Annotated in this window: 15 protein-coding genes and 1 riboswitch; of the genes, 1 reads left to right on the top strand and 14 read right to left on the bottom strand. The window is 49.1% G+C overall.

What is annotated here, in order from left to right; genetic code table 11:
* Positions 1-72 precede the first annotated feature (72 nt).
* The 4 genes from M3085_RS02025 to M3085_RS02010 all read right to left on the bottom strand — a co-directional run bounded on the left by M3085_RS02025 (position 73) and on the right by M3085_RS02010 (position 8577).
* Positions 73-2481: a glycoside hydrolase family 127 protein gene (locus M3085_RS02025; RefSeq protein ID WP_249052185.1), complete on the bottom strand. Its 2409-nt coding sequence runs from the start codon at positions 2479-2481 to the stop codon at positions 73-75.
* A gap of 20 nt (positions 2482-2501) precedes the next feature.
* Positions 2502-4910 carry a family 43 glycosylhydrolase gene (locus M3085_RS02020; protein ID WP_249052184.1) on the bottom strand — a complete coding sequence of 803 codons (2409 nt, stop codon included), beginning with the start codon at positions 4908-4910 and terminating at the stop codon, positions 2502-2504.
* A 24-nt stretch (positions 4911-4934) separates the two neighbouring features.
* Positions 4935-7655: a glycoside hydrolase family 97 catalytic domain-containing protein gene (locus M3085_RS02015; protein ID WP_249052183.1), complete on the bottom strand. Its 2721-nt coding sequence runs from the start codon at positions 7653-7655 to the stop codon at positions 4935-4937.
* Positions 7656-7869: 214 nt separating this feature from the next.
* Complete coding sequence (locus tag M3085_RS02010) at positions 7870-8577, bottom strand: hypothetical protein (RefSeq protein WP_191710450.1); 708 nt, start codon at positions 8575-8577, stop codon at positions 7870-7872.
* Positions 8578-8733: 156 nt separating this feature from the next.
* On the opposite strand from M3085_RS02010, the gene M3085_RS02005 reads away from it, so the two are divergent.
* A complete protein-coding gene (locus tag M3085_RS02005; RefSeq protein ID WP_249052182.1) occupies positions 8734-10827 on the top strand; it encodes an alpha-L-fucosidase in 2094 nt (697 codons plus the stop codon).
* A gap of 257 nt (positions 10828-11084) precedes the next feature.
* On the opposite strand, the gene rfbB is transcribed toward M3085_RS02005, so the two are convergent.
* The 10 genes from rfbB to M3085_RS01955 all read right to left on the bottom strand — a co-directional run bounded on the left by rfbB (position 11085) and on the right by M3085_RS01955 (position 21474).
* A complete protein-coding gene (rfbB, locus tag M3085_RS02000) occupies positions 11085-12224 on the bottom strand; it encodes a dTDP-glucose 4,6-dehydratase (RefSeq protein ID WP_191710452.1) in 1140 nt (379 codons plus the stop codon).
* 69 nt (positions 12225-12293) lie between these two features.
* Positions 12294-12785 carry a metallophosphoesterase family protein gene (locus M3085_RS01995; protein WP_191710453.1) on the bottom strand — a complete coding sequence of 164 codons (492 nt, stop codon included), beginning with the start codon at positions 12783-12785 and terminating at the stop codon, positions 12294-12296.
* A 19-nt stretch (positions 12786-12804) separates the two neighbouring features.
* A complete protein-coding gene (locus M3085_RS01990; protein ID WP_191710454.1) occupies positions 12805-13356 on the bottom strand; it encodes an IbrB-like domain-containing protein in 552 nt (183 codons plus the stop codon).
* Positions 13347-14654, bottom strand: coding sequence for a DUF3440 domain-containing protein (locus M3085_RS01985; protein ID WP_249052181.1), 1308 nt, complete (start codon positions 14652-14654; stop codon positions 13347-13349). The genes M3085_RS01990 and M3085_RS01985 overlap by 10 nt, the downstream gene beginning before the upstream one ends.
* Complete coding sequence (locus M3085_RS01980; protein ID WP_191710456.1) at positions 14635-15060, bottom strand: hypothetical protein; 426 nt, start codon at positions 15058-15060, stop codon at positions 14635-14637. The genes M3085_RS01985 and M3085_RS01980 overlap by 20 nt, the downstream gene beginning before the upstream one ends.
* A gap of 84 nt (positions 15061-15144) precedes the next feature.
* The gene (locus tag M3085_RS01975) at positions 15145-16158 is read right to left on the bottom strand and encodes an ABC transporter ATP-binding protein (protein WP_249052180.1); all 1014 of its coding nucleotides are present in this window, start codon (positions 16156-16158) and stop codon (positions 15145-15147) included.
* A 1-nt stretch (position 16159) separates the two neighbouring features.
* Positions 16160-17191 (bottom strand): iron ABC transporter permease, encoded by a 1032-nt coding sequence (locus M3085_RS01970; protein ID WP_204498539.1) that lies wholly within the window; start codon positions 17189-17191, stop codon positions 16160-16162.
* An 11-nt stretch (positions 17192-17202) separates the two neighbouring features.
* Positions 17203-18342, bottom strand: coding sequence for an ABC transporter substrate-binding protein (locus M3085_RS01965; protein ID WP_249052179.1), 1140 nt, complete (start codon positions 18340-18342; stop codon positions 17203-17205).
* Positions 18343-18352: 10 nt separating this feature from the next.
* Positions 18353-19450, bottom strand: a complete 1098-nt coding sequence (locus tag M3085_RS01960) for a YncE family protein (RefSeq protein ID WP_249052178.1) — start codon at positions 19448-19450, stop codon at positions 18353-18355.
* A gap of 11 nt (positions 19451-19461) precedes the next feature.
* Positions 19462-21474, bottom strand: a complete 2013-nt coding sequence (locus M3085_RS01955; protein WP_249052177.1) for a TonB-dependent receptor plug domain-containing protein — start codon at positions 21472-21474, stop codon at positions 19462-19464.
* Between the two features lie 64 nt (positions 21475-21538).
* Positions 21539-21760: riboswitch (cobalamin riboswitch) on the bottom strand.
* Positions 21761-21997: the final 237 nt, after the last annotated feature.

Here is a 21997-nt window from a genome sequence, read left to right as displayed (position 1 = left end):
TAAAGAATATCGATGATACAAAGAGTATTTTCGCTCATCTGTATCATCGGCAACATAATACGAATCATTTATTTATTTCACTTCCCATTCATAAAGTCCGGAAGAGTTCTTTTCAGGTTGAACCACCTCTAATTTCACCGCTTTCGTTTTTACAGGTTCAAAGTCAACGGTGTTCGGATTACCCTTCCGTACGCCATACTCGTTCAGATTATCTACCGGCGTCCAGTTGCCCGAAGCATCTTTATAGTAAATCTTCCAAGCCTTCGGAACACGGCATCCTCCCCACGGAGCATCGTCGTACCAGTAAACGGTAGCACTTGAAACGGTCATCTCTTCAGGGAATTCGTAGGAAATCCATTCCGTAGTGCCTTCTTTGGGCCACCAGTGATAGTAAGGAATGGTACGGTCGTTTTCATCTTTCGGAACCAGTCCGTCGGTAATGGATGACAATGACGATACCTTATGTGAAGCGTCTACCTTGCTCTTCGAAGCCAATGTAGGAATAGCCGTGGGGCGCGTAGCGCTTACCTCGTTGGGCAACCATACTGCCATGTTTCCCGCTCCCCGGTGCGCCCAAGCATAATACGGGATAAGTGTCAGCGTATGGTCTTTCGCTACGAGGCGTCCGTTATCGTCGTACTCCAGTGTCTGGGCTTGCGTCTTGATTTGGTTGATTCCGTAAAGCAGGTCGGGCTTGCTGACTACCTCAAATTTCGGTGTGCGGTTCATCAGTACGCTCAACACATCGAAATCGTTATCAGGCCATTCGGCACAGTAAACTATCGGACCTCTTTCTACCGAGATGCGTCCACGGTCGGCTTCCACCTTGTTATTGGCTTTCACCGTACGGGTTTCCATATCGAAATGCACCTCTACCTTGTCGCCTTTCTTCCATTTGCGGTCGATGGTGAAATAACCCTGTTGCAAATCGGCTTTCACTTCCTCGCCGTTCACCTTAACCGAATACTTCGGACGCAACCCGTCGGTGTACGTATAAAGGTCGCTTGGCACCACCTGATTCTGCACCCATCCCGGAATACGAATCTTCATGGCGAACTGTCCGGCAGCGTTACGGTCTACTTGGATAGCGATGTCGCCGTTCCACGGATACGATGTGGTTTGTTTCAGCGACACCTTCTTTCCGTTTACTTCGAGCGTAGCCTCGTTTGCCATAAACAGGTTTACATATACATTTTTGTCTTTAACTGCATACACGTATCCCGGCAGTGAAGGAATGAAACGGCAGATGTTAGACGGACAGCAGGCGCATCCGAACCACGGCTGGCGCTGATGCTGGCCCATTGACTCCAGCGGGTTGGGGTAGAAGAATCCGCCACCGTCGAGCGACACGCCCGAAATCAATCCGTTATACAGCGTACGCTCCAGTACATCGTAATACTTCGAATCGCCGTGAAGCAGGAACAGGCGGTAGTTTACATACACGTTTCCGATGGCAGCACACGTTTCACAGTAAGCCGACATGTTAGGCAGTTCGTAGTTGGCACCAAACGCTTCACCGTTGCTGGTCGCTCCGATACCGCCCGTTATATACAACTTTTTGCCTACGATGTTATCCCAGATGCGGTCGATGGCATGTACGTACGACGTATCTCCCGTCAGTGCAGCCACGTCTGCCATTCCGGCATACATGTAAGCGGCGCGTACGGCATGACCTACCGCTTCATCTTGTTCGACAACCGGTTTGTGAGCTTGGCTATACTCATCGCGGCGTGAAGTATATCCGCGTTTGTCGAGGAAGAACTTGGCCTGTTTCAAGTATTTCTCATCACCGGTTACAAGATAGAGTTTAGCCAATGCCATTTCAGCAATCTGATGTCCGGGAACACGTACCACTTGGTTCGGTCCGTCGCCGATTTCACGGCACACACAGTCGGCATAACGGATGGCAATATCAAGGAAATTACGCTTTCCGGTAGCCTGATAATGCGCGATGGCACCCTCAACCATGTGTCCGAGGTTATAAAATTCGTGGCTCAGTTCCTCCACCTTTTCCCAGCGTTTGCTGCCTGCCCATTCGTGCGGATGCTTCGGGTTCATGGTACGTGCCGTATACAGATAACCGTCCGGTTCCTGTGCGGCGGCTACGATAACCAATACACTGTCGATGTATTTCTGCAACTTCTTGTCAGGATAAGTCTGGAGCAGATAGCTCGCTCCTTCGATGGTTTTATATACATCTGTATCGTCGAACGAATATCCGGTCACTTTGTTCGATTCGCTGGGATGAGCAGCCATTTCGAAGTTTTTATAACGTCCCGTCTCCTCACACTTGCTGAACGCCAGCGGGATAGTGGTTTCGCGGCTCGCTTTCAACCGTTGTCCCCAAAACGAGTCGGTAACCTTTACCGAAGTAAAAGGCACGGGGTCGATGGGATAACCGTGAGCTGTGGTTTTCTTTTGTGCATATACTCCTCCGAACGTTATCGAGAAGAGCAAAGCTGAAATCATTAGTTTCTTCATGGTTAAATGGATTATAATAATTAATGTTCTTTCTTATAAGGAATGTATTCATCCCACAACTTGAGCGAATGCAGATAACCGCTGAAAGCCCATTCGCCTTCTGCATTTCGTCCCAAAGTTACAAATTGTATCGGTTTTATCAATAACTGGATGTCTTTACTGCTGATAAGTTTTCCGTTTACATAGACACATTCCGTTCGTCCGTCGAAACATACATACACGTGCAGCCATTGTCCGGCGTTTGCGGCAGCCTCCTTGAATCCTACGTCTTCATACCATCCGTAGTGGTTCACTATGCCGCAGCGGGGTTCTGTTCCGCTGATAAGCATGATTTTCTCTAATTCATCGTGACTGCTCGTAAAGTCTGCCACACATTCGTTTTCTGCCACTTCCGGATTCAGTATCCATGCTTCGAGCGTATAAGGCGCATTGTCGCGCAGCGTGGCGGGAAGCGGGAATCCGGAACGGAAATACTGCTTGCCGTCGAAACGGAAGGCTTTCTTGCCTTGCATCTCTTCTACCACGACAGGCTCGTTCTGCGATTCGAATACTCCCTCCATTCCCTTGTTGAGAATATACATCACGGTATCGCCGGCGGTAAAATCGTTGGCATCGACCGAAACCACCAATCCTTGTTTGTGGCGTGCCGAAGGCTCTATACGCACTAATCCCGTAGTAGCGTCATACTGCTTTTCTGCTTCCTCCTGTTTCCAGTTATAATATCTGAAGTTGGTCAGCGTCAGAGGCTCTGTTCCTGCTTCGATGCGAACTCCGTCCGTAGTCAGGTAACCATCGGCACTCACCGATGTCCATTTGCCGTTTTCGTGTTTCCATACGCTGGCAGTGTGTTCGCGGTCTTTCGTCAGGACCGGAGACGTATATTCCAACACGCTTCCCGGACTCAGAACGATAGCTTCCTGCCCGTCGATGCGTTGGAGGCTAACCTGTCCTGCTTTCAGTTGGAACGAACCGCCCAACATACCGCCGTCGTTCCGCCACTCCGTACCATTCCAGTCGGCTCCCGAAAGTCCCATCCACAGTTGCGGAGAAGAAGTCTCATAAGCCCCGAACACCTTGATGTTCCACAGCGCACCGGCAAATCCGTTTTTCTGTGTGCCCGTGGTGGTGAGACGCACGTAACGCGCCTTTACTTCCCCAAAGTCGACCATCGGACTGCCTGCCAAGTAGTTCGAACGTCGGTCGGCAAAGATGCTCCAATGTTTTCCGTCGGTCGATGTTTCGATAACATACTGATAATACGACGTGCCGTACTCGAATTGCGTCCAAACGGTACGGATGGTTTCTTCACGCTGCAAGTCGATTTCAATCCATTCCTGACCCATCGTGAGCGGACGCCACAGCGTTCCGTTATTATCGTCTACGGCATATTCGGGAAGGAAGTTCTCATCGTAATACGAAGAAGCCTTTACGGGCTTTCCGAATGCCAGATTCTTCGAGGTCAGCACACTCTTGGCAAACCGCCCTACGCCGCTGTGCGTTCCTTCGATGGGCTGAATCGTTCCGTCGGCGTTAAACGTCAGTCGGTCGATACATACCTGACGGTGGAATCCGCGTGTAGAGTGGGGGTTATCGTGGCGGTGATATACAATGTAGTAATCGTTTCCCTCTTTCAGTATGCTGTGATGCCCCGGTCCGTGAATTGTTCCGTCGGCAGAAGTTTTCAGAATCGTACCCTTATACGTGTAAGGGCCTAAAGGATGAGTAGCCGTAGCATACTGTACGTGATACGTACTGTCGTGACACGAGTCGGACGAATACATAAAATAATATACGCCGTCTTTTTTCATCACGAAAGGAGCTTCGAAAAAGTCGGTCACCTCGGTGTTCGGAATCAGACGTGTTTCGGTGAATCCCTTCAGGTCGGGAGTCATCTTTCCGGCTCCGCAGCCGAATCCCTTGTAAATGCCCCACGTACCCCAGTAAAGATACACCGACCTATCGTCGTCGACGAACGTCTGTCCGTCCAGCGTGATGGCATTCTTCACGAAACGGTCGGGAACCAGTACTGCCTCGCTTTCGCCCAAAATGTTTTTCCACGGGCCGCGCGGCGTTTCTGCCACCCCTTCGTAGAGGTTGCACGGCTGGCAGTAAAACAGGCGGTACGTTCCGTCGGTATGCTGCATTACGTCCGGCGCCCAAATCCAATGGCTGTCGGGCCAGTTCATGGGCATGAGCGTCCAGTTCTCAAAATCCTTGCTACACCACAGTTGCGAAGGACCGAATCCCGCTCCGCTGCCGTCGGTGGTGGCATAGATATAATACGTGTCGCCGAACTTCTTCACCGTAGGGTCGGCAAAATAGCCGGGGATGAAAGGATTACCAGCTCCCGGCGTGTTCCATCGGATTTCCTGAGCCTGCGATGCGAGGAAACTACCCGTCAGGAAAAGCGTGTATATCAGTTTGTTCATAATAGTAAAGTTTTATCAATAGAGTTAAGGATAAACCTCGTTATACAGAGGCAAATCAAGTTCGTAGAAATATTCTTTCAGTAACCGGTACATGTCGGGGTCGTATGCTTTCAGTTTCGTGCGGCGGTTCATGGCATTATGCACCCCGTCTGCCGGCTCGGCATAGCGGTTGCAGTTGAAAAACGACTGGACACACTCGGCAAAATACTCCTCCTTGTTGCTGATGCAGTACGTATCTTTCCACAACCCCTTGCGGATGGCATTCTGCCTGCACGCTTCCAAGCGTTCGTTAAAGTCCGGCTCTACTTCGGCGATACCCACCGTGTGGATAAGGTGAGAAAACTCATGCACCATGATGCTTTCGCCCTCGTAACGGTCGCCCGGCAATGCCAGTACGTTCTCCTCGCCGAAACTTGCCGACAGCGTATCTTCGGGTGCACCCCCGAATCCGCGGGCACGCTTGTTCCAGAAAGCGATGTTTTCGGGCGTGTCGCAGATGTGAGCATACTCCGGGAGGTCGCATACCTCTTCCTTTTCGCCCAATATCATGACGTGACAGCCCCGCTCCGCCATGTGTTTCTTTACGTCCGGACGTTTGGCAAGCATCAGTGATACCACCTCGTATGCTTTCAGTAAGGCTTCATCGCGCACCTTGTCTGATGAAACGATGTACAGCCCGTCTACATCTAAATATTTCTTGTAAAAATCCGGAATGTTTTTTCCTGCCGGAACTGCCGTCGGATGCGTATCGCTGACAAACTCAGGTTCTAACTTGAGAGCGAACCCACCGCCCGAAGCCAAATGAATATCCAGCCGGGTGTCGCGCGTTACGCTTATCTGCTGACATACGTAATCTTCTGCCTGCTTCGAAGCATTGATGCCGTCTTTTATCAGCGTGCAGCGGTAAGTCATGCCTTCGGGGAGGAACGAAAATGCGACCGTTAGTGTTCGCTCATCCCAATTGGTCAACCCTCCCACATACCAGTTTAAATCTTTTTTTCTAACGGTAACAATATATTCACCCAGTTTGCCCGCTGCGATGAAGGTCGAGTCAACCTCTACCGGGAGTGAACTGATGAAGTCGGTACATTCCTGTTCGTTGGCGTAATTGGTAGGTGCGTCGCACAGCATCGTGAAAGGCGAATCGTGAACAATGTAGGAAGCCAACTGGTGGGCACGTGTACCCATGCTCATGGGCGTGTAATACATCGGCTGGAAGTCGCGTTTCGTAGCGTTGCGCATGGCACCCGGCGTATAATCTACGTGTCCTGCCATCATGCGGATGTACGGGAAAGTAACATCGTAAAGCGGCATGTTTCTTTCTACCTTGCCCCATTTCACCTCTTCCATGCCGAATACGCTTTCGTAATTCACCACGTTAGGATACGTGCGGTTCATCCCCGTAGGCTTGTAGATGCCGTGATAATCAAGTATCAGTTTATATTCGGCAGCTTTTTCGGCAATGCGGTAAGCCATCTCCACGGCAGTCTGGTCATCGCGGTCAAGGAAGTCCACCTTGAATCCCTTGATACCCATCTCCGAATACTTCTTGCAGGCAGCCTCCAACTGGTCGTCTAATACGTTGAACACCGTCCACAATACGATTTCCACGCCTTTGCTCTTGCCGTAAGCCACCAGTTCGGGCAAGTCGATGGCAGGGATGGTAGTCAGCATGTCACCACTTTTCGGGTCGTACCATCCTTCGTCCATCACGATGTACTCCAGTCCCTGCTTCGATGCAAAGTCGATATAATATTTATACGTTTCCATGTTGATGCCCGTAGCAAACGGAACACCCTTCAGATTCCAGTCGTTCCACCACTCCCAAGCCACCTTGCCGGGCTTCACCCAGCTGTAATCGCCGATGCGGTTGGGCGAAGCCAGCGCATACACCAAGTTGTTGACCGGCATCTCGGTATCGTTTTCCGTCACCGCCAAGATACGCCACGGATAGTCGCGCGTACCCCGTACGCGGGCAATGTAATTCTCTGTCCCGGTAACGTACTTCTGCTTCCGCCACGGATAATAATCATAACTTTTCGGATACGGAGCAAATACCCCTTTCAGCCCGTTCGTGCCCGTCGGTTCGACAAACATGCCCGGATAAGCCTCCAAATCCGACTCTAAAATCGTAACCTTCACTCCGTTGCAATCCACCGTTACGGGCAGAAACGCCAACTGTTTGCGTGCTTCCGACAGCGGTTTTACCTCGTAAGTATTCTGAAAAGCCATTGCCATCGGTTTTTCTTCATTGGTGGTATAAGGCAGGTAAGCTGTATAATCTCCGGCAAAGTTAAATTCGGCAGTCTCGCCGGCAATGATAATTTCTTTATTCTTTCCGGCAGTAGTATAAAAGCGGTAAGCCACCCCCTCGTTATACACCCTGAACACCACGCCGCAATCTCCTTTCAGCTTCAAGTTCATTTCGTTACATTCCGTACGAAACGACTTGAAGCGGTAGAAAGGCGATTCTATTTCCTGAATAACATTTTTCGACTTTTCGGAAACCACTTTTGCCACCGTCCCGGCGATAAGAGGCTCGTCAAGTCCTACTAAACCTATCTCGCAGTTTTTTACTATAAGAGAGTTTTTATGATATACGGAGTATGTCAGCAAGTCACCTCCGTCTGTCACTTCCACCTTCAGCTGTTTGTCGGGCGATGTTGCCGTGAAATTTTTTCCGTAAACAAAATTTCCTGTCCAGCAGGTAAGAATGAATGCGATAAATAAAAATGTCTTTTTCATGTTAAAAAATTAAGGAGTTGTTCTTCGTGTTTCCTTTATGCAAAACAAAAGAAAAGACTCTTATTCGGGTGCAATAAGAGTCTTAAACAATGCGAATATAATCCGAAAATAGGCGTTATACGCTTGTTACACGCCTATATTGGACTATTTTTATATTCTGATGGATTAAATTGTCATTCTCCGGCAATGCGTCGGAAGGGGATGTTGTCTTCCGTTATTTGATATTCTTCTTAACCAACATGGTTTTTGCTTTCAGTGCACCTTCCATATCGTACGTTTCCGATTTCACCAATCCGATACCTTTGGCATACCACTCGGTAACACGCACGTTGGTTGATTTCAGAACAATCTTGGTACGTTTCAGATACGAAATCTTCACACAGTCGAACTTTCCTGCCGTGGTGCTTACCTGTTCCCGTCCCATATACGATGCGCCGGATATGGTTATTTCGTTTTTCAGCATATTTTGTATAAGCTGGTAATGACGGTCGGGTATCGCTGTTCCCGCCTGTGCTTCGTTCAGTAAAGTAAACGAATTGTCACCCTTGAATTTTTTGTCCTCCAGCAATCCCAACCGTGCGGCTTCGTTGTATCTGGCAGGGTCGGAATCGGAAGCAATATAAGGTCCGTACATCAAGTCCTCGGTACACGTCGTTGCAGTTCCGTCGTAGCTCCAGTTAAAAAGCGTGTAGCTTGTGTTGTTTTTGGCTTTCGTGGTAACGATTTTGTCGTAGTAACTTGCCTTTACAGTGTTTCCTTCACGCTGTACGTTTTTTACTGTGATTGTTTCGTTGGAAGTGCTTTGTCCCACTTCATCGTAATTCACGTAATGCAGTTCGCTGCCCTCGCTGGTGCAAAAATATTGTGCTTGTGCTACGTGGCATATCAGCAAGGCAGCTACAAAAAACATAAGTTTTCTCATAGTGCTGTTTTGTTGTTTATAATTAGAATGTATCGCAAACTTACAATTTTTTTTCGAACACCTTTATGCTGCCTGCCGATATTCTGCATTATATTTCTATAATTAGTCCGATATCTTTACTTTTTTTATATTACCTTTGCAACAAAAGCAGACACCATGAAACGATTTTTTATCACGCTATGCGCTTTGTCTTTGCTTGTGGCAGTACAAGCGCAGATATCGCCGGAAGCCTTTCGGACGTGGCACGGAAGCAAGTATTCGATGTTTATTCACTTCGGACTTTACTCGTTGCCCGCAGGGGTGTGGAACGGACAGCCCGTTACGAGCGGGTATAGCGAGCAAATCCAAGCATTTGCACCGATAAACAAGGAAGACTACGAGGCGCTGGCAGAGCGTTTTAATCCCGTGGAATTTAATGCCGACTCTGTTGCTGCACTGGCAAAGCGGGCGGGGATGCGCTCCATCGTGTTTACTTCGAAACATCACGACGGGTTCTGTATGTTTCGTACTTCGACTACCGGATATAACAGCGTAGATGCTACTCCCTGTCACCGCGATTTTGTTCGTGAACTTTCAGAAGCATGTCGTCGGGCGGGACTTCGTTTCGGTTTGTATTATTCGCTTATCGACTGGCATTTTCCGGGTTCTTCCATGTCGGGACATAATGCCGATTTCATACCTCCTGCCCATCATGAGTTTTCGAAGGCTCAGCTCCGCGAACTGCTGACCAACTATGGAGACATCTCTGAACTGTGGTTTGACATGGGTTCGAACACGCCCGAACAGAGCCGTGAGTTATACCGACTGGTACATGAATTGCAGCCCGACTGCATGGTAAGCGGACGCTTGGGAAACGACCAGTACGATTTTTGTGTGATGGGCGACAATGCTTATCCCGAATCGGCACTGCAAACCGCATGGCAGACGGCGGCTTCGATGTTTGACGAGACATGGAGTTACCGCTCGTGGCAGAAGCGGGGAGACGTGAAAGAGAAAGTGCGTGAAAAACTGAAAAGTCTGATAAACGTGGTTTCACACGGCGGAAACTTTCTGCTGAATATCGGACCGAGGGGCGACGGCTCGCTGGTTCCTTTTGAAGTGGAGGTGCTTACGCGCATGGGACGTTGGTTAGAGCGTAACGGATATGCCCTTTACGATACCGAAGCATCGCCTTTCAACGAATCGTTTGCGTGGGGAAGCGTGACGCGGAAAGGAAATCATCTGTATCTTTTCTCCACGGGCGAGTATCCGGCTGACGGGAAAATACACCTCCACTTGCCGGGATGTACCTTGAAAAAAGGCGACGGCAAAATGGCTACTTACCTGCAATACGGCGACGACATCGAACTGACCGTACCGGCTTCGGCATACAAAGATTCGGTATATCACGTATTGCGTCTGGAGTTTGACCGCGACGTAGAACCCCAGCCGGCAGGTATGGTGCGGAGCATGTCGCTTACCGCCCAAAACGCTACTCCGGCTTACAGCTACTCATGTTTTGATTATTACAGCAATTACCGCAGCACGATAGGGTACAGCTGGAATTTTGAACAGATTGTATTCAAACAGTTGGAGCTGGTTTATACCGATGAGGAGGTGGGTAAGACAATCGACCTCTCTATCGACGGAAAGAATTACGAAGTGACGCTCGATAAGGGAAAAGTAGATGCGTTGCGGCTGTTTCCTGCCACCGAACTTACATGGGGGCAGCGCTACATTTGCAAGGAGGGTAGCGGACTGTTTGACTCTCCGTCGACACTGACTGCCGATTTGCAGAATCCGCCCGTGCGGGGAGGCAAGTGGGAGCCGACAGACAAGGAACAAGACGAATTTGACGCCGACATCCTGTCGTCATGTTTCGTCATGCAAGACGTACATGCCACTCGTGCCCAGCGCGTGGTGATGGAAGTAGGTGCCGGAAACGGCATTGAAGTATTCTTGAACGGCAAATTGGTGATGAAACACCTTAATCCCTACCGCTGCAAGTTCCGTAAAGAGAAGCTGGTTCTTCAGCTTGTAAAGGGCAATAACCGCATCGTGCTCCGCTCGTATAACCGTTTTGAGGACAAGGCGACGTATCTGTTGCGTCCGGCGGAAAAGCAAGTGGTTTACCGTCAAGACCTTACGCTTCCTGCGGCATTTACCGGAAAGCAACACACCATCCGTGTGAAGCGCCACGATGCGTCGTCGTCACATGCCGATGCTGAGCTGGCTAATCTGCGTATCCGCCTGCGCCGTCTTGCGCTTTAAGCATATCCCCGAAAACGCTTCGGTTAGGGTAGGGCATCCCATGCGGTAGGATTGACTGATTCTACCCGTAGCGCCAACCGGTTCAACCGTTAGAGTTCCTTAACTGTCTGACCATACCGGAAATGGTTGAAAATAAGCATCGTCAGTTTTAAGTACTGCATCATGAAAAAGCGACCGGAATGAATATTTCTGTTTCTTCATTCCGGTCGCTTTTTATGGTGTATGTACCCAGTGTCGGCAGCTCTTATCCTTAGCCGTTATCGGTTTTTATACATGTTTTCGTAGTAATTCTGGTAATCGCCACTTGTTACGTTCTTCACCCACGCTTGGTTATTCAGATACCATTCGATGGTCTTCACGATACCGTCCTCAAACTTGGTTTCAGGATACCAACCCAGTTCGTTTGTAATCTTGGTCGGATCGATGGCATAACGTTGGTCGTGCCCCAGACGGTCTTTTACAAACGAAATGAGCGAATCGTTTATCCAGTCGATGTTGATTTCTCCGTTTTCGTTAAACTCCTTTTTCTTCAATATCTTGCGGTATTCCGGATATTCGGTCATCAACCGATGGATGGTGGCGATAGTCAGTTTGACGATTTCAATATTCTGCTTCTCATTGTGTCCGCCCACGTTATATATTTCGCCGTCCTTTCCCTTTGTTACCACGAGGTCAATCGCCTTGCAGTGGTCTTCTACGTACAGCCAGTCGCGCACGTTAGAACCGTCTCCATACACCGGAAGCCGTTTGCCTTCCAGAATATTTTTGATAATGAGCGGTATTAATTTTTCGGGGAAGTGATACGGGCCGTAGTTGTTAGAGCAGCGCGTAATCGTAACCGGCATTTTATACGTATCGCGATACGCCATGACGATGAGGTCAGCGCTTGCTTTCGATGCGCTGTACGGGCTGTGCGGACAAATGGGAGTATCTTCAGTAAAGAAGCCTTCCGCTCCTAACGAGCCATACACCTCGTCAGTAGACACTTGGTGAAAGCGTACGCCTTTTCTCCACGTAGGATAGCCGCTTTCATCTTTTCCTGTAACCCATGCCCGGCGTGCAGCGTCAAGTAAGTTTTGGGTTCCTAAGATGTTTGTTTGTAAAAATAATTGTGGCGTTTCTATGCTACGGTCTACATGGCTCTCGGCAGCGAAGTTTACGATGTAATCAAATTTGTATTCGCTGAAGAGACGGTCTGCCAAGTCGTGGTCGCAGATATTGCCTTTTATGAAAAAGCAGCGTTCGTTATCAACGTCTTTAGCTATTGTTTCCAGATTGCCTGCATAAGTCAGCGCGTCGAGTACGACTATCTTGATATTGTCATATTTAGCCAACATGTATTTCAGGTAATTGGCTCCAATGAAGCCTGCTGCTCCTGTCACTAAATAAGTTTTCATATAGTAGGATTTCTCTTTTGGTCTGCAAATTTCGTAAAGTTTTTCGGAAGAAGCAAGAATTTTTTAGTTTTAATCGCTTAATTCGATAACTTCGAGGTCACTGAATGTGCCTGCATCGATGTTAAAACGTACCAAAGTGCGTACTTTGTGGAATCCGTATTTTCCGGCAGCTCCGGGATTAATGTGGAGCATCCCCAGCGTTTTGTCGTATTTTACTTTCAGGATGTGTGAATGTCCGCTTATGAAAAGTTTGGGAGGATGTACCAGCAGTGTCCCCCGGATAGAAGGGTCGTATTTGCCGGGATAACCTCCTATGTGCTTCATTATCACGTCGGCACCCTCAACGGTAAAGCGGTCGGTTTCAGGAAAAAGGCGGCGGATGTCTTGTCCGTCGATGTTTCCGTAAACGGCACGCAAGGGGCGGAATGCCTGCAAGCGTTCCACGATGTCTATTGAGCCGATGTCGCCCGCGTGCCAAATCTCATCACAGTCGTTGAAATATTTCAAATACCGTTCGTCCCAATACGCATGTGTGTCTGACAGTAATCCTATTTTCTTCATGGTTGCGTGCCTTTCTGTTTTAGTCGTCGTTATCCTCCGGTATCTCTTCTTTGGGTTCAGGTATAGAGAAATCAGCGTGTGCGAATAGCGAAGCCAGTCCGGATACTTGCTTCAGGCGGAGCAGTTCGTCTTTGTCCATGCCGATGTTTTTCATGATCCATGCGTCCGACATGCCGGCGCGGGTCAGTTCAGCCACGATGTGGGTCATCAAACCGATGTCGTGCGTACCGCGGGCACGGTTGTGCCGGATCGTCGACCCCATGCGGTGCGATAAGTCCTTGTCGATAACCACTACCGGCAGTAATCCCTTTTCACGTTCGTAGATGCGCTTCGAGGTTTTCAGTACGGTGTAACGGTGAAATCCGTCTACGATGATATATTTATCGTTGTCTTTGTCGTAATAACATACGCAAGGCATTGTAAAACCGTCTTCCCAGATAGACAGCTCCAGCAACTTCATTTCGGGAGGAGCCACCACGTTGGGGTTGTAGTCGTTTGCCACTACTTTGTCTACCGGTACAGCGCGTACGTTGTATACCGGACTTTTTATATCTTCTTCTTTTACGTCCATATATCTTTATATTGTTTCAGAATATAGTCTTTCATTTTGCTTTCCTGCTTGGTCAGTGCAAAACCCATATACTTGCAGGCATGGTCGTTACGCAGGATACAAAGACACATGCGTTTGTAAGTAGGAATTTCGCGGAAGTCCGGAATATTGATATCGTCCAGATACTCCATCATCACGGGTCTTTTGGTGGTTTTGTAATTCGAAGTATTACGTACTTCGATCGGAATCTTCAGGTCGATGAGTTTCTGTATGGTCTCGTCGCTGAGGCATCCGCCTTTCGTGCGCCAGAACTTGATGCTGGTGTGCAACTTGCTCAGGTAGTTGCGGCGCGTTTCTTCGGGCAGGGTAGAGAGCAAGAATTTCATGTACGATTCCCATGTATGCCCTTGAGGTAGCTTCAGGGTACTTCGTCCCATGGCGTATGTCGTTCCGTAAATGCCTGTAAAGTTCACCCCGTTTACGCGGCTTATCATTTTTCCCCACGTGTCGGGGTCGATGCATTTATACAGGTGAAGGCTTTCGATTGCCTCGCTGATGAACGGGCTTGCCACACGCTGGCGCTCGATGTTTACCCCCGCCTGATAGTAAAGGTCATACAACTTGTTGTAATCCCATCCGAACCGTCCGTTTGCCGTCCATATATCCGTAGTTTTCCAGTCGAATATCGGATAAAAATTAAACACATCGTTGGCTATCTTGTAACTCCATTGATAATGGTGGTAAAGCTGTGATTTGCTGCTGCCGTAAATGGTTCGCCAGCGGTTGTAACTCTCCTGCGTGCGGATGCCTACCAAGCAGGCGGTGCGTACTGCTTTTTTCTTTTTGTGGAGCCACGAAGCAAACTTCAGTTGGAATTCGTAATCCCACATTCTTTCTTTCAGGAACGGAAAATCTTTTTCCGTCATTACGTTTTTGGGCATCGGTCGTACCCACAGGTTTCTCATGCTTTCTTCCCACGGCCTCCAATACTTCTGGTACATGGAAGTACACGTCCGCACGCGAAACGGTACGCAAACACGGTATACGTCTAATATATCTTTGTTGGCTTCTAAAATACGGTCTACGTAATCAATAGTCATCTTATATTGTATTTCGTAGTCCAAATGAAACACGCCCAGCTTGGTTTTCAGATTATGTTTACGGATATAATCTATGCATAAATTAAGTAAAACTCCGCTGTCTTTCCCGCCGGAGAAAGAAATATACACATTATCAAATTCTTTAAAGATGATATCCAATCTTTCCTGAGCCAGTTCGTATACGTTTTTTTTTAGGGGATTACTGCTGTTCTGGTTCATCTTTTTTCTTTTTGGTATATATCATTTTGATATAGATTTTCCATTCTTTTATCGTTTCAAAATGTTGGTCGCTAAAATAGTTTTTATGTTGTTTCTGCACCACGGCAGTCAGTTCTTTGTCTTTCATCTTGAATTTGCCAATGGCTTTCAGCAGGGCTTTGAAAACTTTTTCTTCAGCTTCGGGATTAATATAATAGTTGTTGATAATCCATTGTTTCCCTCTTTCTTCCATGGGCATAAATCCAATGACTTCTTCATCGGAAAGCGCGATAAACCAGATAAATTTCTCTCCGGTCTTAAAGGGGTAGTCATTGTTATAGTTAAGAACTTTGGGGTTCATGACTAAGGGGGCGACTAATTCGTAGAGGTGTTTTTCTGTTCCGTTAACTTGAATGACTTTTATCATAAAAATCTCATTTTATGCAAAAGTAACAAAAGCTTTTGTTTCTGTCGTCTAAAAAAACAGAAAATTTATTTGGTGAGGGGAGGTTTACAGCGTTTGCAGGAGCTGGTCGAACGAGCGGAATACGGTGGTCTGCCCCTCCACAGTCAGTTCGATACGCTGCGGAGAAACCACGGTTAAAAGCGGCAGGGCAGCATACGCAGTTTCGTCAGGCAGGCAGAAATAGTTGCGACGGTTCAGTGCGTTTTGTGTCCAGTGTTCCAACACTTCGTTTGCCGCATTCAAGCGAATGGATTTTTTCCCTCCGACAGTAGGAGAGAACACCCCATGCGTCAGGTCGAAACGGATGCGGCTGTTCTGTCGGGCAAAGAGTGTATCCATCTGGTTATTCAGTATCAAGTCCTCGGTTACGCCACACTCCAATCCGTTTTCGGGAGTGAGCAGCCAAAGGCGGTCGGCAAGTACAAGTGCCTGCTCGATGTCGTGGGTAGACAGCAGGATGGCTTTCTGCTCTTCTTCGGCAAGCCGGTGAAGCAAGGTCATGATTTCGATGCGGCTCACCACGTCAAGGAAAGCGGTAGGCTCGTCGAGCAAGATGAGCGGACACTCTTGAACCAACGCTTTGGCTATCATTACCTTCTGCCGCTCGCCGTCGGAAAGCTCCGCTGTGTATTGGCTGGCCTTATCGGTGATGCCCACAGCTTGCAGGGCATGGCGGATGATGTCTTTGTCTGTCTGCCGCAACCGTCCGAAGAATCCCGTGTGAGGCTGGCGTCCCAGTGCCACCAGTTCATACACGGTCAGTCCCCCGGCTTGTGTCTTGTCGGTCAGTACCACTCCGATGGTGCGTGAGCGTTCGTGTTCCGTGTATGCACCTATCTTTCTGCCGAGCAGGTTCAGTTCACCCCCCAACGCCGGTTGCGCAGCAGCCAGCGTGCGCAGCAACGTCGACTTTCCCGTCCCGTTGGCACCCAAAAGGCAAGTCAGCTCACCCCGGCGCAATACGAAATTCAAGTGGCGGTGTACGTACTTCGTTACCTTCCCCTTCCGATACCCGATGCTGAGGTCTTTCCCCTCGATGACAATAGCCTGCTGTTCCATCTCAGTTGAAATATTGAATTTTGCGTTGGTTTACAATGACGTAGATAATGACCGGCGCTCCCAGTATCGGTGTCACGGCATTCAGCGGAATGATACCCGCCTCGCCGGGCAAGATGCAAACCAGATTACAGAGCAGGGCAACGGCGCTTCCGGTAAGCAGGGTGACGGGCAGCAGGGAGTTGTGGTTCGATGTCCCCAACATCAGTCGGGCGATGTGAGGCACGGCAAGCCCGATAAACGATACCGGACCGCAGAACGAGGTGGTAACCGCCGTGAGCAAGCCCGTAGCAATTAGCAGCAGGTTACGGACGCGGCGGATGTTGACTCCCAAGTTTTCTGCATAACGAGTACCCAGCAGCAAGGCGTTCAGCGGCTTGATAAGCAATACGGCTACGATGAGACCCGCCACGACCATTGCCGAGAAAGCCGGCAACTGCTCTAACGACACGCCTCCGAAATTACCGAGTCCCCATATCGTGTATGAGTGTACACCTTCCGCCGTGGCGAAAAAGTTGAGCAGCGAGATGAGCGATGAAGAAACATAGCCAATCATGATGCCTGCGATAAGCAGCATGACACTGTTTTTTATCACGGTAGACAGGAAAAGAATGATGCCGAGGATGCACGCAGCTCCGAGAAACGCACCCAGTATCACCGAAACGAATCCCGAAAGGGTGAATGCCCCCGTAGCAATGGTTCCGCCTCCGGCGAGCATCACTAACGCCACACCCAAGCTGGCACCCGAACTGATGCCGAGGATAGACGAGTCGGCAAGCGGATTGTTGAATACCGTTTGCAGCATCAGTCCCGACGCCGAGAGCGCCGCCCCACAGAGTAATGCGGTGATACACTGCGGAAAGCGCGACTCCCACACGATGAAACTCCACGTTTCCTTTTCCGCCCCGCGTCCGCAGAGAATGTCTGCCACGGCACTCGCCGGGATGTCTACTGCCCCAAGCAACAGGTTGGCAGCCATCAACATAAGAATGATTCCGCAGAGTACGCCTCCGTATATGTATCCCTTGTTATTCATTGTTCGATTTGTCAATCGGCGGCTAAATTACTAAAATATTTCGGTTCGTAACCTTCCAATAAGTCGGGATGCAGTATTTTCACAATATCTTTCAGTAATTCTTCGGGGTGGAAGGGCGATTCTTCATAATACGGGATTCTCCCGGTGTTACATCCGTAGATACGCCGTTCTTTGAAAGCCTTGAAGCGAGCGTAGGGGGCATAGTCTTGTTTCAGCTCCCGATATGTTTTGTCTGTTTTCTGATTATACTTGATAAACCAGTAGTCGGCATCCCCTCCCTTGTCGAACACCGCTTCAAACGCCAGCGGAACCGAGCCGCTGTTCTGTAAATCGGCGAAGATATAGTTTGCACCCGCATCGGCATACAGTTTTCCGGTGGTGCTGTTTCCGCCCGCGATGTACCATGCCGAGCCGTAGCGCAGGTCGCTCAACACGGTAGGATGCTTTTGGGCTTGCGCCGCCCGACGTTTCACATTCAGATACTCCCGTTCTACCGCCGTGAAAAGCGAATCCGCCTTCGCCTCTTTTCCGGTCAGCATTCCGTAAAAGCGCATCCATTCCGCACGTCCTAAGGGCGAAGTCTCCATGTAATCGGCACATTCGATGATGGGGATGTTGAGTTTCCCCACTCGTCCGTAGCCTCCGTTATTTTCGAAAGGCGAAAGCAGGATGCCGTCGGGGTTCAGTTCGATGATGCGTTCGATATCGGGACTCATGCTGTTTCCGCAGTCGGTGATGATACCCTCGCGGCAACGTTCCTGTACTTCAGGCAGTTTGAAATACTCCGAGTTGCACACGCCGCGTATGTTGTCGAGCGCACCCAACTCGTTAAGCAGACTTCCGTGGACTACCGAGTAAACCAATGTCCTTTCCAGCGGCACGCGCACAACAGTGCCTTCCGGTACAGATTCGGGCACAGGCTTCGTCTTGTCGGTCAGTATGTAAGTGTGCAGTGTTTTCAGTGTGTCCCACGGGTTACGCACTTCCGCCACGGTGTATTCGGAGTAATTTACGATGCGCAGATTCTCGGCATACCGCAGCTTCAAGGTATCGCCTCCTGCTGTAACGGAAGAAGTCTTGCTCCCTCCGCCGCAGGCAGAGCAAAGCAAGACTATGGTTACTATATAGGCAGATAGTAAAATTCGGTTCATACGCTTCGGTTTATTCGGCTACGAAACGCATGTTAGTAGTATACATGCCGGTTTCAAACTGAGTTTTTGCCTGTCCGTCTTTGCTGTATACATGAACTGTGTTCAAAGCTCCCCATACTTGGTCGCCGATGTAAATGTCTTCCGTGATAGGGTCTACTGCGATAAAGCCCGGACTGGTAAAGTCGTTAAGGTCTATCGGCAAAGTGGTTGAGGTGTTTGTTTTCAGGTCATAAACAAAACATTTTTTTGTTTCCGGAAGATAGTATTCCGAATAAAGGATATACATTTTGTCTCCCTTGTTGGCAATGTATGTAGCGTTGCAGATGCTGTCTACCGCATACGTGTTGGGGTCGATGCGTTGCAGGGTCTGGTACACCCATTGGTCTTCGGGAACTGATGCAGAACCGGCATAATTTCCGTTGGATACTACATACACGTATCCGTCGTTTCCAGTGATGCACTGCGTATAAGGATTTAGCTTTACCGTAATGTCTTGCAGTTTGGTCATTGATGCCGCATCAACCACTGCCACTTGGTTTCCTTTGCTATAGTTGGAGATGTTGACAAAAAGTTTTCCGTCGGCATAAGTCAATGCTTCGGGATATGCACCTACGGCTACGCTTCCCGTAACGGCTTGAGTCAGCGTATCGAGCTTGTTCACTGTTCCGTCGTAAGCCGTAAAGAAAACACAACCATCGCCCGCTGTGGCATAACGCGGCTGCATGGGCTGGTCGGCAGCAGTAGTCATTGGCAGACGTTTTATCAGTTTCCCGTTGTGCTCAAGGATTTCTATTTTAGAGGAAGTAGCAGAAATAGCATAAAGTTTAGACCCGTATACACATAAATCCTGCAAGTCTCCGATGCCTTGTCCGTTTTGTGCGGCATAGAGGTCATTGCCGGTGCTTTGGGTAGTTAAATCATACCATTGTATGGAGCCGTTGTTTGCATTATAATTTCCCGTATTGACAATGTAAGCGCCGAGGGTGGTAGTCGGTTCCGGATTAGGGACAGGCGTCGGGTCGTCGTTATTATCACAAGCCGTCAGTGCGGCAGCCAGAGGCAAAGTGGTGAAAGCCAAGTAAAGCCAGTTCTTTTTCATTACGTTCATGGTCTTTTAGTTTATAAATAGTAATTAATAGAGATTTTGTAGTTTCGTCCCGGCATGGGGTAGAAACGGATTATCTCATAGTTCTTGTTCGAAAGATTGAGGGCATCAGCCTGTATGCGCAGGCGGTGATGTTTCCACGTAAATGTGTGCGACAGCGAAATGCCGTGGTCGGTATAAGGAGCAATGCGATACTCCGGCAGATTCTGCGCCAGCGTATAACGTTCCGAGGCATACGTTAGGTTATACGATACGTTTACCCACGGTGTTTCCAGTGTAAGGTTTCCGCTTCCCGAATGGCGGGGCGTATAAATAATCTGGTTGCGCCATGTTTTCGAGTTGCGGTCGGTTACATCTTCAGCCTGCATGAAATTATAATTTCCCGTGAGATACCACTTGAAACGCTCGTTGAGGCTGTATTCGGCAGACAGATTGACATCCACCCCGATGGTTTCCACCTTGCCTACGTTCATCATCCGCCATACAAACATCGTGGGCACGGCTACTATCTTGTCGGCTACCTTGTTGTAATAAGCGTCTGCCGAGAGACTGAGGAAATCGAAGCAGGCGAAACCGGACCGGCTCCACGTCACACCGAAATTTCCCTGCTTGGTGGTTTCGGGGCGCAATCCCGTGTTTCCGATAACCAAATAATATAAGTCGTTAAACGTAGGGGTTCGGAAGATGTCTTTGTACGAAGCCCTGACCCTCAGACCGGCATTTTCAAATGGTTTCCAAGAGAGGCTGAAGGCAGGAGACAAGCGTTTGCGGTCGTCAGCCGCCGTACCAATCCGCACATCTTCGGTAATAAACGTGTTCAGCAGCGATGCCGTAGCCGAGAACTTCCGATGCTCATAGCGGGCAGCGACGGCGGTAAGCAGGGTGTAACGTTGCGGAAACTGACACTGGTCGAGTGTGGTATGCAGGTAATTATAAGCAAAATCCTGTGCCACGGAGAGTGAAAAGTGTTCCACCGGTTCTGCCCACAGCGTTGCCGACACGTAAGTCTCCGTCTGTCGGTAACGGTCGTCGGTAATGCCCGATGCCTCGTTGTTATAATCCTTGTTCCAACTGTAATTGAACTTTCCGAGGGCTTGCAGCTTTATGCGGTCGCTGAAACGGTTCTCGTAACGGAACTGTCCGAAATAGTTCTTGTCGGAGAGACGTTCGGCTGCGTATGGATTATCATAGATTACCCCTCCCGGAAGTCCGCGTTCCGAGTCGAACAGATAAGCCTTTACCTGTAAATCCTGCCGGGGAGTAAAAGCCGTGTAAAGCGTGGCTTCCGCCCGGTAAGTACGGATGTCGCTGTTATTCCGCTTGCTGTCTATCAAGTGGTTTCCGTTCCACATCTCAAACGGGTAATTCCCGTCTGCCCGCAGGAAGTCGCCATATACGCTCAGTGCCGTTTTTCGGGTTAGTTGCCGGCTGTACAACACCGAAGGGTTCACCATTCCGAACGAGCCGGCTTTCAGATTGGCATATACATGGTAAGGGCGGTCTTTGAAGTCCGGGCGTGCCGTCTGTATGCTGAGAACGCCTGCCGAAGCAAACGCGCGTGCCGTTTGATAAATATCGTCCGTCTGTCCGATGGTCATCGTCAGTTGCGACACATTGTCAAGCGAGAAACGCGATATGTCTATTTGTCCCGACTGGCAGTCGCTCACGCTCACTCCGTCATAGATAACCCCCGTATGCTGCGCCCCCATGCTTCGTACAGAGATTGTTTTCAGTCCGCCTATCCCCCCGTAATCTTTCACGCTTACTCCCGAAAAATGACGCACGGCGTCTGCCACTTCGTACACTCCGAGTCGTTCCATTTCCGCCTTTCCCATTACTTGCAGCGGAGAGGCAGACGTAAGGGCAGGGGGCGTGCGCCGCGCGCTCACCGTTACGCTCGGAATATCGTGAACACGTGTAGTCATGCTGTCGGTCGCCACCGTCTGAGCTTCGACGGAAACAACTGCCAGCACCGATACGGCTGCGACGATGCACACGCCTGTACTACGGGGATGCTTGATGCTCATAAAAAACGAATATAATATAAATGTATAACGTTGCATGACCTTGTTCTTCTTTCCTCGAGAAGCGCAAGCACGGCTTTTGTTTTGCAGGTCTTCTGACTTACTCCGGTTTGCTTTGCCTTCCCACCCTCTAAAAACAAGTTCAGGGCAGTGGCTGAAGAAGTAGATAAGCAAACCTCTTTTCATGGAGCTCACAGCAGCGGGACTGTCCGGGACTTTCACCCGATTCCCTTTTCATCCGCGGCCTCGCTTGGGAAGCCTGTACGGAACAAAACGTTGCAAAGATAAACATTCTTTTTAGAAATCAAGCTCTTTTGGCGGAATAATTGAAAGTTAAAAAGATCACTTCAATCAAAATTTAAACAGGCTCTAAATCTGTTTGCCTCCTGTTTTTTGTGAAAAATTTGAAGCGAATTGATAATTTAATATCGAAATTATGAAGTTGAAAAGTAAATATTTTTTAGATAAAAGAAGTCGTTTCCCGTTGTAATGGAGAAGGACGGAATGTTGTTTTTCAGTCTCGGTT

This window comes from Bacteroides caecicola, from assembly GCF_023337095.1.
Taxonomy (GTDB): Bacteria; Bacteroidota; Bacteroidia; order Bacteroidales; family Bacteroidaceae; genus Phocaeicola; species Phocaeicola gallinarum.
Note: the sequence above shows the minus strand (reverse complement) of the source record. Positions and strands in the feature narration are given on the sequence as shown.

Excerpts from the sequence above, each read along its gene's own strand:
- M3085_RS02025 (WP_249052185.1), bottom strand. The coding sequence starts at position 2,481 with ATGAAGAAACTAATGATTTCAGCTTTGCTCTTCTCGATAACGTTCGGA.
- M3085_RS02020 (WP_249052184.1), bottom strand. The coding sequence starts at position 4,910 with ATGAACAAACTGATATACACGCTTTTCCTGACGGGTAGTTTCCTCGCA.
- M3085_RS02015 (WP_249052183.1), bottom strand. The coding sequence starts at position 7,655 with ATGAAAAAGACATTTTTATTTATCGCATTCATTCTTACCTGCTGGACA.
- M3085_RS02010 (WP_191710450.1), bottom strand. The coding sequence starts at position 8,577 with ATGAGAAAACTTATGTTTTTTGTAGCTGCCTTGCTGATATGCCACGTA.
- M3085_RS02005 (WP_249052182.1), top strand. The coding sequence starts at position 8,734 with ATGAAACGATTTTTTATCACGCTATGCGCTTTGTCTTTGCTTGTGGCA.
- rfbB (WP_191710452.1), bottom strand. The coding sequence starts at position 12,224 with ATGAAAACTTATTTAGTGACAGGAGCAGCAGGCTTCATTGGAGCCAAT.
- M3085_RS01995 (WP_191710453.1), bottom strand. The coding sequence starts at position 12,785 with ATGAAGAAAATAGGATTACTGTCAGACACACATGCGTATTGGGACGAA.
- M3085_RS01990 (WP_191710454.1), bottom strand. The coding sequence starts at position 13,356 with ATGGACGTAAAAGAAGAAGATATAAAAAGTCCGGTATACAACGTACGC.
- M3085_RS01985 (WP_249052181.1), bottom strand. The coding sequence starts at position 14,654 with ATGAACCAGAACAGCAGTAATCCCCTAAAAAAAAACGTATACGAACTG.
- M3085_RS01980 (WP_191710456.1), bottom strand. The coding sequence starts at position 15,060 with ATGATAAAAGTCATTCAAGTTAACGGAACAGAAAAACACCTCTACGAA.
- M3085_RS01975 (WP_249052180.1), bottom strand. The coding sequence starts at position 16,158 with ATGGAACAGCAGGCTATTGTCATCGAGGGGAAAGACCTCAGCATCGGG.
- M3085_RS01970 (WP_204498539.1), bottom strand. The coding sequence starts at position 17,191 with ATGAATAACAAGGGATACATATACGGAGGCGTACTCTGCGGAATCATT.
- M3085_RS01965 (WP_249052179.1), bottom strand. The coding sequence starts at position 18,342 with ATGAACCGAATTTTACTATCTGCCTATATAGTAACCATAGTCTTGCTT.
- M3085_RS01960 (WP_249052178.1), bottom strand. The coding sequence starts at position 19,450 with ATGAACGTAATGAAAAAGAACTGGCTTTACTTGGCTTTCACCACTTTG.
- M3085_RS01955 (WP_249052177.1), bottom strand. The coding sequence starts at position 21,474 with ATGAGCATCAAGCATCCCCGTAGTACAGGCGTGTGCATCGTCGCAGCC.